At 69.3% G+C, this 13,595-nt stretch carries 13 protein-coding genes; 9 read left to right on the plus strand and 4 right to left on the minus strand.

Features of this window, described 5'->3' with window-relative positions:
- Positions 1 to 177 precede the first annotated feature (177 nt).
- From AB0877_RS08700 to AB0877_RS08725, 6 genes are all read left to right on the plus strand, one after another.
- Entirely contained in the window at positions 178 to 2,775 is a 2,598-nt protein-coding gene (locus AB0877_RS08700) for a DNRLRE domain-containing protein (RefSeq protein ID WP_366607975.1), read from the plus strand.
- Positions 2,667 to 3,209, plus strand: a complete 543-nt coding sequence (locus AB0877_RS08705) for a polymorphic toxin-type HINT domain-containing protein (RefSeq protein WP_366607977.1) — start codon at positions 2,667 to 2,669, stop codon at positions 3,207 to 3,209. Before AB0877_RS08700 ends, AB0877_RS08705 begins: the two co-directional genes overlap by 109 nt.
- Positions 3,210 to 3,211: 2 nt before the next feature.
- The gene (locus AB0877_RS08710) at positions 3,212 to 3,577 is read left to right on the plus strand and encodes a hypothetical protein (RefSeq protein WP_366607979.1); all 366 of its coding nucleotides are present in this window, start codon (positions 3,212 to 3,214) and stop codon (positions 3,575 to 3,577) included.
- A 118-nt stretch (positions 3,578 to 3,695) separates the two neighbouring features.
- A complete protein-coding gene (locus tag AB0877_RS08715; protein ID WP_366607981.1) occupies positions 3,696 to 4,034 on the plus strand; it encodes a hypothetical protein in 339 nt (112 codons plus the stop codon).
- Positions 4,035 to 4,583: 549 nt separating this feature from the next.
- The gene (locus AB0877_RS08720) at positions 4,584 to 4,877 is read left to right on the plus strand and encodes a 4a-hydroxytetrahydrobiopterin dehydratase (protein ID WP_366607983.1); all 294 of its coding nucleotides are present in this window, start codon (positions 4,584 to 4,586) and stop codon (positions 4,875 to 4,877) included.
- Entirely contained in the window at positions 4,874 to 6,028 is a 1,155-nt protein-coding gene (locus tag AB0877_RS08725) for an FHA domain-containing protein (protein ID WP_366607985.1), read from the plus strand. The genes AB0877_RS08720 and AB0877_RS08725 overlap by 4 nt, the downstream gene beginning before the upstream one ends.
- Positions 6,029 to 6,081: 53 nt before the next feature.
- On the opposite strand, the gene rocD is transcribed toward AB0877_RS08725, so the two are convergent.
- From rocD to AB0877_RS08740, 3 genes are all read right to left on the minus strand, one after another.
- A complete protein-coding gene (gene rocD, locus AB0877_RS08730; RefSeq protein WP_366608134.1) occupies positions 6,082 to 7,296 on the minus strand; it encodes an ornithine--oxo-acid transaminase in 1,215 nt (404 codons plus the stop codon).
- On the minus strand, positions 7,296 to 8,111 hold the full coding sequence (gene ddaH, locus AB0877_RS08735; RefSeq protein ID WP_366608135.1) for a dimethylargininase: 816 nt from the start codon (positions 8,109 to 8,111) through the stop codon (positions 7,296 to 7,298). The genes rocD and ddaH overlap by 1 nt, the downstream gene beginning before the upstream one ends.
- A 607-nt stretch (positions 8,112 to 8,718) precedes the next feature.
- Positions 8,719 to 9,639, minus strand: coding sequence for a thrombospondin (locus AB0877_RS08740; protein WP_366607987.1), 921 nt, complete (start codon positions 9,637 to 9,639; stop codon positions 8,719 to 8,721).
- A 492-nt stretch (positions 9,640 to 10,131) separates the two neighbouring features.
- On the opposite strand from AB0877_RS08740, the gene AB0877_RS08745 reads away from it, so the two are divergent.
- A complete protein-coding gene (locus AB0877_RS08745) occupies positions 10,132 to 10,941 on the plus strand; it encodes a DNA-formamidopyrimidine glycosylase family protein (protein WP_366607989.1) in 810 nt (269 codons plus the stop codon).
- A gap of 272 nt (positions 10,942 to 11,213) precedes the next feature.
- On the opposite strand, the gene AB0877_RS08750 is transcribed toward AB0877_RS08745, so the two are convergent.
- Positions 11,214 to 12,095, minus strand: a complete 882-nt coding sequence (locus AB0877_RS08750; protein ID WP_366607991.1) for an aminoglycoside phosphotransferase family protein — start codon at positions 12,093 to 12,095, stop codon at positions 11,214 to 11,216.
- 99 nt (positions 12,096 to 12,194) lie between these two features.
- Between AB0877_RS08750 and AB0877_RS08755 the strand changes: the two genes are divergently transcribed.
- Both AB0877_RS08755 and AB0877_RS08760 read left to right on the plus strand, forming a co-directional pair.
- The gene (locus AB0877_RS08755) at positions 12,195 to 13,046 is read left to right on the plus strand and encodes an LLM class flavin-dependent oxidoreductase (RefSeq protein WP_366607993.1); all 852 of its coding nucleotides are present in this window, start codon (positions 12,195 to 12,197) and stop codon (positions 13,044 to 13,046) included.
- Positions 13,043 to 13,468 (plus strand): nucleoside deaminase, encoded by a 426-nt coding sequence (locus AB0877_RS08760; RefSeq protein WP_238680605.1) that lies wholly within the window; start codon positions 13,043 to 13,045, stop codon positions 13,466 to 13,468. Before AB0877_RS08755 ends, AB0877_RS08760 begins: the two co-directional genes overlap by 4 nt.
- Positions 13,469 to 13,595: the final 127 nt, after the last annotated feature.

The following is a 13,595-nucleotide window of genomic DNA, read 5'->3' on the forward strand; positions in this document are numbered from 1 at the left end:
TTGCTAGTTTCACTGCGGCACCCACGGGGGCGCTGATCCGACTCATTTCTGAGCCTCGTCGCGGTGTCCGGCGCTGTTTCAGCGTGCGCTGATTCCCTTCTTCGTGGCAGTTCGACCGGCATGTCATGTGCCGTGGTCCTCGTGTCCTCGTCGTACGCATCGCGTGAAGGGCAATTGATGAGCAGAATTGGTAATGGACGCCGCCTTATTGCGGCACTGGCCGGTGTCGTGCTGGTGATTTCCGGCACTCCGGCGTACGGAAAACCCCCAGGTGAGGCCGAGCCGGCGCCCCGGCCCGGCACCGTACTGCGCCCGCCGACGCCGCAGGGCCGAGACGTGCCGCCGACCCCGCCGGGTCCGGCGAGCGTGCTGCCCTCGGTGGCTCAGGCGACCTCCGCGAAACCCATGCCACCGGTGCGCCGGGTCCGCGAACTCACTGACCGCCGCACCGCGAGCACCAAGGTCTTCCTGCTGGCCGACGGGCGGATGCAGGCGGAGGCCAGTCGTGAGCCGGTCCACTACCGGGACAGCAAGGGCCGCTGGCAGGACATCAGACCGACAGTGGCGGCCAGTGGCGCCTCGGGCTACCCGTACGCCGCCACCCAGAACGCGTTCGTCAGCAAGTTCGGCGACCGCAGTGACCGGGTGCTGTCGTACTCGACAGGCGACCACGGGCTGACCCTCGGGCTCGCCGGCGGACCGCGTGCCCTGCGCCCGACGGCGAGCGGCAGCCGGGTCACCTACCCGGGTGCCGTCGCCGGCGCCGACCTCGTCTACGAGGTGACGCCGTCGGCGGTGAAGGAGCAGATCGTGCTGGCCGCCCCGCCGAGCGGGCCGGCCACGTACACCTTCACGCTGGACACCGACTCGGTCCGCGCGGTGCCGCAGGCCGACGGCTCGGTGTCGTTCTTCGCCACGGACCGGCAGGGGCCACCGCTGTTCACGATGCCTCGGCCGTACATGTACGACAGCGCCGACGACCCGGCCTCGGTGGTCGGCAAGGTGATGAGCTACCAGGTCAGCCAACGGGTCGGTCAGCAGGACGGCCGCACGGTGGTGACGGTCGCCGCGGACGACGCCTGGCTGCGCGACCCGGCCCGCAGGTATCCGGTGGTGATCGATCCGACGATCAAGGTTCAACCGACCCTGGGTCAGGCCCAGGACGTGATGATCGCGTCCGGCGGCCCCACGGAGAACTTCGACAGCACCTGGAAGCTCTCCGCCGGCGCCTCGTCCGGGGGCACGTTCCGCTCCCTGACCAAGTTCGACCTGTCCAAGGTGCCGGCCAACACGGTGCTGGACTCCGCGCAGTTGCAGATGTACTTCGACCAGACCCACGGCGGTGCCGACGACGCCTCGATGGCGTTCGAGGCCCGTCGGGTGACCGCGGCGTGGAACGAATCCACCGCGACGTGGGGCACCATGAACACCAAGTTCGCCGAGGTCGGGGAGAACCGCGAGCAGGTGGACGAGGCGGACGGCACCAAGGTGTCCGCCAGTGGTGAGTGGGTCGGCGCCACCGCCACCGACCGCAGTCAGGCGAACAACGGCGCCTACCGGTACAACGCCGACGCGTCCACCGGCCAGACCTTCACCTGGGTGCCGCGGCTGACCGAGGACGGTCAGTACGAGGTGTACGTGCACTACGTGCCGGGTTCCGACCGCGCCACCAACGCGCCCTACACCGTGTTCCACGACGGTGGCTCGGTGGTCAAGACGGTCAACCAGACCACCGGCTCCGGCAGTCAGAACTGGGTGTCGATCGGCACGTACGGGTTCAAGGCGGGCACCACGCACAAGGTCGTGCTCGGCGACGTGGCCAACAAGAAGGTCGTGGCCGACGCGGTCCGGCTGGTCAAGCGGGCCGAGGTGACCAAGCCGCTGCACCAGACCAACGCCTGGCACAGCTACAGCGTCCGCTCGACGGTGCAGGGCTGGCTGGACAACCCCTCGACCAACCACGGCTTCATGGTCAAGGGCAAGGACGAGTCGAACAAGAACGGCGGCCCACGGTACGAGTCCGGCGACTTCTCCTACGGCGGCGAGGACGACCACGGCCCGAAGTTGCTGCTCACCTGGGGCAAGCCCGGCGTCGCGCTGAATCCGGTCACCACAGTACGGGCCACCGGCGCGGACCTGTCCTGGTCCACCTACGCCGACCCGTCGTCGTCACCGGACGACGACCTGGTCGAGTACCAGGTGCACTCCAGCACGACGCAGAACTTCATGCCGAACGCGTCCACCCTGGTCGCCCCGATCCGACCGGGCCGCACCACGTACTCGGACACCCACGCCACGCCCACCCCGGCGAACTCGGCGAGCCAGTTCGGCGAGGCCTACTTCTACATGATCGCCGCTCGACTAAGGGACGGCACGGTCATCCCGGCGCAGACCCAGATGGTGCGGCTGCCCAAGGCCGGTCAGGTGATCAGGTTCTTCACCGGCGCCGACGACAACACCCTGACCAGCCTCAAACCAGACAACAACTGGGACAAGCTGGATGCCGGCGGTGAACTCCAGGTCGGCAACAAGGGGCTCGATCTACGGCAACAGCCGGGTGGTGATGAAGTTCCCCAACGTCACCGGGCTGCCAGCGCAGGCGAAGATCGCTGGTGGACGTCACCGTCGACGTCGACGGTGACGCTGGAGAGTCGACCGAGAAGATCGTGGCGACCGACGGACACCCGTTCTGGGTGGCCGACGAGGGCCGATGGATCGAGGCCGGGCAGCTCCTCGCGGGCGACCAGGTGGCAACGCCAGACGGCCGGACCCTGACGGTGGTCGGGACTCGGCACTGGACGCAGAGCGTCGCGGTCTACAACCTCACCGTCGAGGACATCCACACGTACTATGTGGTCGGCGGCAACACACCGGTCCTCGTGCACAACTGCGGTGGCGACACTCCTGCGCCGTCCATGGCCGACAAGCCACTCGGACCGGAGCGGCCGGACGCTAATCCGCTTCAGGGCTCGCGGTACACGGAGAAGGTTCAGGAGCAGATCAAGAGTGGCGATGACCATGCGTTCCCTGCGTCAATTGACACCTTGCCAACGATGCGGGATACGTCGATGGTCAAGGGGGGTGACGGGATTCCACGTCTGCATGTGAAGCTTCCCGGCTCCGTGAATGGTTCGAGGGGTACGTTCCATTGGATTGTTGAGTCTGATGGTTCGATTAACCATCGATTCTTTGACCGAAGGATGAAGTAACCATGGCCAGCGAAGCTCAGTCCAAGATGCTCAGTTTGCTGCCTCCTGACCTGGCTGAACTTGCCTTTGATCTCAGTACGGTCGCTGGATCGAAAGAGTATTGCTTTCCCCTCTCCGCAGCTCCTGCTGTGCTCGAAATGCTTTTGATGAACGGTGTGGCTCCGCTTGGCGGAGACCTTTGGGAGTTTGAAAATGGCGAGTACTACCCCTCAGGCGAGAACTGGTACGCGGAGTCGGTGGAAGGGGAGCCGGCAGACATTCATGAGGCGCGAGTTGGGGCGACCGCAAGGCAATTCTTTGCCCGCTATGCGAATGCGGGCGACAGGCGAGTCACGTTCGTCGTGAAGTCTAGCCCGGCAGCCTCCTGATGTTTAAAGTTGGAATCAAGGCGGATGTGAAAGATTGAGCCAACGAGTTCGTATTTTCCGCTGATGCGACGGAGTGGCTACGAAACCGGAGGGTGACGAGTGGTCGTACAGGTTGCTCGTGGTCGACGGACGTTGCCGTCACGGTTGCCGTCATGGGCTGACGTCGTATGCGCATGAAAACTCGATCGGTTTACTTGGATGCACGACCCTCGGTGATTGGGGGACCATGGAGGCGGAAGTCGATCTGATGGCAATTCTGCGTCGGCTCGATGATCCCGAGTGGTTGGAGTCTCCGGCTGGCTACAGTTCAGCCGATGCTGCGGCCTCCTTTGACAATTTGCTTTCACAGATTAGTTCTCGCTTCTTGGAACTTGGCGAGATTGATCGAGACATTCAGGACTCCGCGCAGTACGGGCGAATCGAGGTGTCGGGAAAAGCCACCGTCTGCGGGACGTGAGTTGTTGTTCTAGTAAGCAGGTTCAAACCGCTCGCCATGCTGGCGGCAGATAACCCGGGTGCGTTCTTAAGTACTGACGAAGCACGCGCCGAGGGTGAACTGGACGTTGGTGACCTTGAGAAGGTTGAGCATGCTCTCGCTGTGTCGGGGTACCTCGCGATTCCTGAAGAGATTCTTACGAACCGCTATGACGGAGTTGCCCGCCTACGTTTTCCAGGTTCCGCAGAGCCGAGTTGGTGGGATCGGTTCTTTGGTTCCTTTTAAGTGAGCTACTTAGCGGCGCCGCAACCTTGGCGCTACGTTGCCGCATCGGCCTCCCTGGCCGGTTGATGAAGTACGAGTAGTAGGCATTGGCCCCGCCGAGCACAGCTTGGCGGGGCCAATCTTTTGTCTACTGGCAACGGCCACCCCCAAGACGGCCGGCTCAAGAGAAGGGCCTGTAGCGTCTGATTTAACTTGAAAGCGCCCAAGATCTGAGGGAAGACCTGGCCCGGCCCTCCGCCGGTGGCGTGTCCGGCTCGCCGGACGCCCCACCGGTAGGGTCTGGTCATGGCAGACCTGCTCACCGCGGACGCGGTGCGAGAAGAGCTGGGCCGGTTGCCCGACTGGTCGGGCGACCCGACCGGCATCGGTCGTACCGTCCAGCTCGGCAGTTTCCCGGCCGCCATCACGGTGGTTGACCGGGTGGCGGCGGTGGCCGAGGAGATCGACCACCATCCCGACATCGACATCCGATGGCGGACCCTGACCTTCCGCTGTGTCACGCACTCGGCCGGTGGGGTCACCCGCCGGGACGTCGAGCTGGCCCGGCGCATTGACGACATCGTCCGGAGTGCGGCATGAGATTCGAGATCAGCAAGGTTCTGGATGCCATCGAGGGTCGGGTCTGCACGGACCCGTCACTGGCCCGAGCCGTGGTCGACCTGGCCGAGGTGATCCGCTACCAGGACATCGACGGTGGTCGGCCGGCCAGCCTGCTACGCCTCGGCATGGTCATCGACGCGCTCTCCCGCGAGCTGGAGGAGGACAGCGTGCAGGTCTACGCGGTGGTGCACCGCGCGTTGCTCTCCGACGCCGACCTCACCTCCAACGAGCGGATGGTCGTCCGCCGCTGGGCCGACGACGGGCTCGTCGAGGTGCTCGACAACCCGGGTGACCGGATGTTGGAGGTCGCCGACCTGCTCGGTCTGCCGGTGCTCAGCCGGGTCCGCTTCGACGGGCTGCGGGGGCGTTTCCCGTGGCTGGTCGAGCAGCCCGGTCGGGTGGTCGCGCCGGTGCCGGGCGCTGGCGGGCCGGTGTTCATCGCGCACGTCGGTGGTGGCCACTCGCCGGTGGCCGGGAAGCGCTCGCCGACCGGCGTCAAGCTGCTGGCCCGCCAGTGGCGCTGCCCGGAGTCGGGCTGCGCGCTGTTCGGCGGCGGCGGTGGGGGTGGCGCGTTCGCCGACCTGGCCGGGGGTGCCGACCGCAGCCCCGCCGCGCAGCCGCCGCCCGCCCTGCGCAACGGCGTGCCGACCTGCCCCCGACACGGCGTACGGCTCGGTGACGGCGGCCCGCGTCCGCGTACCGAGGTGCTCGCGGTGCGCGTCGGCGGCCTGGTCCGACGGCGGTTCGTGCTCAGCGAGGAACAGCCGGTCGTGGCCGGTCGGGCTCCCGAGCAGGACGGCGGGATCATGCTCGGGCAGTGGCTCAACGACGAGGCCCGGCGGTGGATCAGCCGTGGTCACGTCCGCTTCGAGCTGCGGGTCGGCGAGATCATCGTGACCGACGTCAGCACCAACGGCTCGGGCATCCGGCCGGGCGGTTCGATGACCGAGTCGGACCGGATCCCGCTGGCCCCGCAGCAGTCCCGGGTGCTGGGCGAGAACGACATGATCGAGCTGTATCCCGGTGTGCAGATCGGTCGGGCCGAGGAGCTGCCGACCGGCGCCCCGTTCACTCCCACCTCGGTGATGGCCGAGGCCCCCACGATGGCGATGCGCCTGCCCCGCCCCTGACGCGAAGGGCGGGCGTCGGAACTCCCACGCCCGCCCTTCAGCACGTTCCTTGCTCAGCCGGCCAACACCTCGGCCAGCTGGGTCACCGCCAGGTCGATCTCGTCCTCGGTGATGACCAGGGGTGGGGCGAGCCGGATGGTGGAGCCGTGGGTGTCCTTGGCGAGGACTCCGCGCGCGGCGAGCCGCTCACACGCCTCCCGGCCGCTCATCAGCGCCGGGTCGATGTCCAGCCCGGCCCACAGGCCGCGGACGCGTACCCCGACCAGACCCTTGCCGACCAACCCTTCCAGGCCGTCCCGCAGCCGCTCACCCAGCTCGGCCGAGCGGCGCTGGAACTCGCCGGTGGCCAGCAGCCGGACCACCTCGATCGCCACCGCGCAGGCGAGCGGGTTGCCGCCGAACGTGGAGCCGTGCTGGCCGGGCTTGAGTACCCCGAGCACGTCGGCGTTCGCGGCCACCGCGGAGACCGGCACGATGCCGCCGCCGAGGGCCTTGCCGAGCAGGTACATGTCCGGCACGACGCCCTCGTGGTCACAGGCGAAGGTCGCGCCGGTACGCCCCAGACCCGACTGGATCTCGTCGGCGATGAACAGCACGTCGCGCTCGGTGCAGACCTGACGTACGCCCGGCAGGTAGCCCTCCGGCGGCACCACCACACCCTGCTCGCCCTGGATCGGCTCCAGCAGCACGGCCACGGTGTTCTCGTCGATCGCGGCGGTCAGCGCCTCCAGGTCGCCGTACGGCACGACCGTGAACCCCGGGGTGTACGGCCCGAAGTCGGCGCGGGCGTCCTCGTCGGTGGAGAAGCTCACGATGGTGGTGGTCCGGCCGTGGAAGTTGCCCTCGGCGACCACGATGTTGGCCTGGCCGGCGGGCACGCCCTTGACCTGGTAGCCCCACTTGCGGGCCACCTTGATCCCGGTCTCCACCGCCTCGGCGCCGGTGTTCATCGGCAGCACGAGGTCCTTGCCGCACAGCTCGGCCAGCTCCCGGCAGAAGTCGGCGAACTGGTCGTGGATGAACGCGCGACTGGTCAGCGTCAGCCGGTCCAGTTGGGCGTGCGCGGCGGCGATCAACTGCGGGTGTCGGTGACCGAAGTTCAGCGCGGAGTAGCCGGCCAGGCAGTCCAGGTAGCGGCGGCCGTCCACGTCGGTGAGCCAGGCACCTTCGGCGGACGAGATCACCACCGGCAGCGGGTGGTAGTTGTGCGCCGTCCAGCGCTCGGCGTCCCGGACCGCTCCCGGCGTACGCAGCTTGTCGTCCACGATCACTTGCTTGCCTTTCCCTGACGGAGTCGCAGCGTGCAGCACTTCGGTCCGCCGCCGGCCTTACGTAGCTCGGACAGGTCGACCCCGATGGTCTCGTAGCCCCGGTCGCGCAGCTTGGCGGCCAGGTCGGTGGCCTGCGCGGGCAGCACCACGTGCCGCCCGTCGCTGACCGCGTTCAACCCCAGCACCTCGGCGTCGGCCATGGTGGCGTGCACCGCGTCGGGGAAGAGCCGTCGCAGCACAGCCTGGCTGCCCGGGGAGAAAGCCTCCGGCAGGTACGCCACGGTCCGCTCGTCGAGCACGGTCAACGCGGTGTCCAGGTGGTAGAAGCGCGGGTCGACCAGTTGCATGGTGATCACCGGGTAGCCGAAGACCTCCTGCAACTGGGCGTGTGCGGCGTGCGCCGTGCGGAAGCCGGTGCCAGCCAGCAGGTGCTCACCGGCCAGCAGGACGTCACCCTCGCCCTCGTTGACGTGCTTCGGGTCGTACATCTCGAAGCCGGCGGCCTCGAACCAGGCCCGGAACGCCGGCGCCTCGTCGGCGCGCTGCGGGTCCCGGAACTGCACGGCCATCGCCTTGCCGTCGATCACGGTGCCGCCGTTGGCGGCGAAGACCATGTCGGGCAGGCCGGGCACCGGAGTGATCTCCTCGACGGTGTGGCCCAGGTCAAGGTACGTCTGGCGCAGTTGCTCCCACTGCCGGACGGCCAGCGCGGCGTCGACCGGCGCGGTCGGGTCCATCCAGGGGTTGATCGCGTAGTCGACGGCGAAGTACGTCGGCCGGCACATCAACAGGCGCTGGCTGGTGGCGTCCATCGTCATTGTCCTGCTCCCAGGGGTCGGGCGCGCCCGACCACCGTGGCCCACGGGCTGGCGCCGTTGCTCAACGGTATGCGGCGTCAGCGGCAGGATCCACCACCGAGAGTTGCGCATGGCGTAGATCCGTTGCGTGTGGTGAACCCTCTGAGGCGATTCGTTGCGTTGAAGCCGAGATCCGGGAGGCAGGGGCCGGGGGCAGGGCTTGGAGGTAGGGCCGGGACGCTCGTTCGCAGCCTTTGCTCTGCTGCCGTATGTGCGCCACCAGCCGGCGCCGCCCGCACTGACCAGGAGCGGAATCCGCCGGCCACTCCCGGCGCCGCTCGTCGGACGCCTGGCGCCGACCTTGCTGGCGCATATAGGGCAGCAGAGCAAAGGCTGGCGTACGTGGTTCGCCCGGCAGTCGAGAGGCGCGGATCTCCGGGTGACGCGCGAGGTCGCCGCAGTGATCCGGACCGGAACCGTCGAACCCTGGAAACACTTCAGGGGCGGCGAACCGCCGCCCCTGAAAGGGTGTCCCCCGGCCGGTGAACCACCGGACTGATCGGGTTGCCGGCGAACCGCCGGCTGTTCGCCGGTGCATCACCGGCGAGCGGAACAGTGCCCGCTAGAAACGATCGACAAACTGTGAGTCAAGCCACTCCCGGAAGCGCTGCACCCAGTCGCCGTCGGTGGTCGGCCAGTCGAACTGGCCGGTCATCGCGAGCACCCCGATCACGACCGCGGCCAGACCGATCAGCACGCCGAAGAGCGCGTCGGTCTTGCCGGCGACGTGCCGGCGGCGGGTGGCCATCAGGCCGAGCACCGACAGCACCGCGCCGAACGCGCCGAGCCCGATGCCGTACCCGGCCAAGGTTCCGGTCAGCACGAACGTCGCACCGACGACCGAGACGATCAGGCCGAGGGTGGCGAGCAGGCTGGCCCGCGGCTTCGGTCCACGCGTCACCGGCGGCTCAGGCGTGCTCGCGCCCGGGGTCGGGTCGACAGTGCGGTCCGTGCTGGTCCCGTCGGTGGTGACCCGGTCGGTGGTGTCCGGCCGACGGGTGGTGCTGTCGACGTCGGCGTCCCGCTCGGCGGTGCGCGCCGTGCTCGGGGCGACGGCAGGACGGGCCTCGGTCTGCTCCTTGCCGATGGTGCCGGTGCGGGGCTCCGGAGTGTCCGGGCGCGTCGTGCCGTTCACGGGCTCAGGTGCGACCGGGCGGTTCGTGCCGTTCGAGGGCTCGGGCGCGACCGGGCGGGCGGTGCCCCGCGAGTCGGCCTCCGCCGGTCGACCGGTGGCGGCTCGGGCCACCGCCGCCCGCTCGTTGGCCCGCCGCTCGGCCGCACTGGTCTGCCCGCCGGTCGTGCCGGCGCTGCGGTACGTCGTCTGGTCGTCGTCCCGGTCGGTGACCACCGGACGGCCGACGCCGCCGTCGGACTGAGCGGTCTCGGTGACCGGGGTGTCGCGACCGTCCACGCGGCCGTCGAGGTTCTCGTCCCGCGTCGGTGCCGGCTCGGACCGGCGGGACAGCGAAGGAATCCTGACCACTACACACCTCCTGATGAATGCGTGGTGGCCGACGGAAAGGGTGGCACCCACGCGGTGTCGGCCCCCAAATACCCACCTGGGCGTTTCCTGACACCAATCCTGGGTACGGCCACCAAGACCGGCCGCGGTTAGCCGCGACCGGCGGGCAACCGGCCTCGACCGGTCGCGGCTGACCTGGCCGCCTGGTCCGGGCCAGCCCTGCCGCGGCCTTGACCGACTCGATTTCCTGGAAGTCGGGGCTTCCCGTCTCCGTGGACACCCCGACTTCCTGCAACCCGAGTCGATCAACGTGATGGGGGCCGGGTTGATCGACGCGGCGGACCCGTCAGGGCGGCGGCGGGCTGGATGCCGATCGGCGCGGCGGCGGGCCCGTCAGCGCGGCGGCCGGCCGGCCGGATGTCGATCAGTGCGGCGGCCGGATCGTCACCGCGGCGGCGGGCCCGAGCGGTTCAGCGCGGACCGGTCGGGCGGGGCTGGCTATCCTTGGCACCTGTGCCAGAGGGACACACGATCCATCGCCTGGCGGCCCGGCACGCCGAGCTGTTCGCCGGGGACAAGCTGCTCGCCGCCAGCCCGCAGGGCCGCTTCGCCGAGGGTGCCGCCCGACTCTCCGGGACAGTTCTGGAAGGCACCGAAGCGTACGGGAAACACCTGTTACACCATTACGCCGGCGAGCTGACGTTGCACGTACACCTCGGGTTGTATGGCAAGTTCACCGACGGGCCGGGGGAGCCGCCGGAGCCGGTCGGGCAGGTGCGACTCCGGCTGGCCAGCGACCGGCACTGGCTCGACCTGCGCGGGCCCACGGCCTGTGAGGTGCTCACCCCACCGGAGGTGGCCGCGCTGCGGGACCGTCTCGGGCCCGATCCGTTGCGCGCCGACGCCGACCCGGAGCAGGCGTACGCCCGGATCGCCCGCAGTCCCACCCCCCTCGCCGCTCTGCTGCTGGATCAATCGGTGGTGGCCGGCACCGGTCTGATCTTCGTGACCGAGGCGCTGTTCCGGGCGGGACTGCCGCCCACGATGCCGGGCCGAGAGTTGACCAGGACCGGCTGGGACGCCCTCTGGGCCGACCTGGTCGGCTTGATGCGGCTCGCTGTCGAGCACGGTCGGATCGACACGGTCCGCGACGCGCACCTGCCAGAGACCATGGGTCGGCCGGCGCGGGTCGACCGGCACGGCGGCGAGGTGTACGTCTACCGCCGCCCGGGAGCACCCTGCCACGTCTGCGGCACCGAGGTCAGCCGCGGCGAATTGGCCGGCCGCAACCTGTACTGGTGCCGCACCTGCCAGCCCAGCTGACCCCACCCGCGCCCCCGCGCCCCACCCGCGCCTCGCGCCCCGCGCACCCCGCGGGCACGCCGCGCCCCGCGGGCTCGCCGCGCCCCGCGCACCCCGCGCCCCAGTGCGTCGATCTTGCGGTTCCTGTTGTCGATGTGGGCGGATATGCGTCCTGTGTCGGGACAGAAAGTGCAAGATCGCGGATTTGGGTCGGGTGTGGTCGCGGATTTGGGCCGGGTGTGGTGGCGGAGTTGGGTCGGGTCGGGTGTGGGAGGCTCGCGCGTTGGTGGAAGTCAGTCGCCGTCGAGCAGCCAGCGGACCACTTCGATTTTCTCGGGGAAGACCGTTCCGTCGGCGAGGCTCCAGGCCAGCGTGTGTCCGATCGTCCAGCCCCGGACCCGAGCCCGGTCCAGTCCCAGGTCGCTGCTGAGCCGGTCCAGCCGATGCCGGACGGCAGCCGGTGAGTGGCCCAGCTCCGGGCCGCGGACCATCGGCACGACCGAGAACTCCCGTTCCCCGGTCAGCGGCTTCGGGTCGATTGCCAGCCACGGCCCTCGACCGCCGCCGTGCGCGTCGGCGGCGAGGATGTTGCCGGCGTGCAGGTCCTGGTTGACCAGCACCTGCTCGCCCTGGCTGGACGCCAGGCCGGTGAGCAGGTCGAGCGCCGCGTCCAGCAGCCGTCGCTCGTACGGTCGGCCGGCCCGTTCCCAGGCGCGGGGCATCCGGTCGATCCAGCCGGCGGCCTCCTCTGCCAGTGGGGTGAACGGCGCGCCGGCCGGTCGCCAGAGCCGGGGGAGTAGTCCGACCACCACGTCCAGCGCTCGGTCCGGCGCAAGGTCGTGCAGGGGAGAGCCGGGCTGGCAGCGTTCGAGCAGCAGGGCACGCCGCTCGGGGTCGTGGGCGAGCAGACGAACCGCCGCGACGCCGTCCCAGTGCGCCAGTGCGTCGGCTTCGTGCCGGCTCTCCTCGTCGGGGTACTGGAGCTTCAGCACCACCGCAGTGCCATCGGGCAGGTGGGCGGGGAGGGCCAGTGACGCGTACGCGTAAGGGAAGGGCGGCCCGACCCGCAGCGACCAGCGCTTGGCGCACTCGTTCAGCCACGTCGGGAGTGCGGCCAGCCAGGCGCGTCCGGCCGGTGTTTCTCGGACCCAGTCGAGCCCCTCGGGCAGATCCATCCGGCGCTCCTGAGTCGTGCGGCGATCCGCGGCGGCTGCCAGGTGACTCAGCCGGGCTGCGGCGTTCACAGACCGGTCCACAGTGGCTAGCGTGGACGGGTGCAGATTGGTGTGAACGTACCGAACTTCGCCCCGGGCACCGACCCCGACGTGCTGCGTCGGTGGGCGCAGACGGTGGAGGGTCTCGGCTTCGACCTGTTGATGGTCTCCGATCACATCGCGGTGACCCCGGACGTGGCCGAGCAGTATCCTGCGCCGTTCTACGAGCCGTTCACCACGTTGTCCTGGCTGGCCGGGGTGACCAGCCGGGTTCGACTGGGCACAACGGTGCTCATCGTCCCGTACCGGCACCCGCTGCTCACCGCCCGGATGGCGGCGAACCTCAACCGGCTCAGCGGCGGACGGCTCGTGCTCGGTGTCGGCGTCGGCTGGGCCCGGCAGGAGTTCGAGGCGCTCGGGGTGCCGTTCCGGCAGCGCGGCGCGCTGACCGACGAGTACCTGCACACCATGCGTGCGGCCTGGCAGGACACCGACGACTACGACACGGCCGCGATTCCGATCTGGGTCGGTGGCAACAGCGAGGCCGGCATGCGCCGCGCGGTGCTGCTCGGTGACGCCTGGCACCCGCTGCGGGTCACACCGGGACGGCTGGCCGAGGCGGTCGGGCGACTGACGGACATCGCCGGCGAGCTGGGTCGCCCGGTGCCCGCGTTGGTGCCGCGGATCGCGCTTCAGGAGACCCGGGAACCGATCACCGACGCCGACCGGCTCGCCGGTGTCGGCACCATCGATCAGATCGTCGCCGACCTGGACCAGCTTCGTGTGCTCGGCGCGGAGACGGTGGTGCTGGACCCGTTCAACGGCGACCTGACCGAGATCCGCCAGCCCGAACGTGCCTGGCGGACCCTTGCGGCAGTGGCCGCACATCACAGAACCCAGGAGGACCGATGACCCCCGACGACGAGAAGTTTCTCCGCCATGCCGTCGACATCGCCCGGCGGGCGGGGGCTTCCGGCGAACGGCCGTTCGGCTCGTTGCTTGTCGACGCGGCCGGTGTCGTCCTGATCGAGGACCACAACACGGTGGTCTCCGACGCGGACATCAGCGCCCATCCGGAGTTGAAGCTGGCCCGCTGGGCGGCTCGGGAACTCTCTCCCGAGGTGGCTGCCGGCACCACCATGTTCACCAGTTGTCAGCCCTGCGCGATGTGCGCGACGGCGATCGACCGGTCCGGGCTCGGGCGGGTGGTGTACGCGCTGTCCACCGAGCAGTTCGAGGAGGTCAAGCCGGCCACCCCGCCGCTGCCCCCGGTTCGGTACGAGGGGCCGGCGCTGTTCGACGAGGCCCGCCGGCCGATCGACGACTACTACTGAGCGTCGCCGCTCCGGGTCGGTGTGACGCAGCCGGAATTGACAGTCGGCCGGCTGCCAGAGCAGGGTTGAGTGGTGACAACGATGTCAACGGTCAAATGGGAGGAATAGCCTCTCACTGCGTGCCGAC

The organism is Micromonospora sp. NPDC047644, from assembly GCF_040704315.1.
Lineage (GTDB): Bacteria > Actinomycetota > Actinomycetes > Mycobacteriales > Micromonosporaceae > Micromonospora.

Bases quoted from the DNA above. Each gene is read 5' to 3' on its own strand.
- AB0877_RS08700 (WP_366607975.1), top strand. From the start codon at position 178: ATGAGCAGAATTGGTAATGGACGCCGCCTTATTGCGGCACTGGCCGGT.
- AB0877_RS08710 (WP_366607979.1), top strand. From the start codon at position 3,212: ATGGCCAGCGAAGCTCAGTCCAAGATGCTCAGTTTGCTGCCTCCTGAC.
- AB0877_RS08720 (WP_366607983.1), top strand. From the start codon at position 4,584: ATGGCAGACCTGCTCACCGCGGACGCGGTGCGAGAAGAGCTGGGCCGG.
- AB0877_RS08725 (WP_366607985.1), top strand. From the start codon at position 4,874: ATGAGATTCGAGATCAGCAAGGTTCTGGATGCCATCGAGGGTCGGGTC.
- ddaH (WP_366608135.1), bottom strand. From the start codon at position 8,111: ATGGACGCCACCAGCCAGCGCCTGTTGATGTGCCGGCCGACGTACTTC.
- AB0877_RS08750 (WP_366607991.1), bottom strand. From the start codon at position 12,095: ATGGATCTGCCCGAGGGGCTCGACTGGGTCCGAGAAACACCGGCCGGA.
- AB0877_RS08760 (WP_238680605.1), top strand. From the start codon at position 13,043: ATGACCCCCGACGACGAGAAGTTTCTCCGCCATGCCGTCGACATCGCC.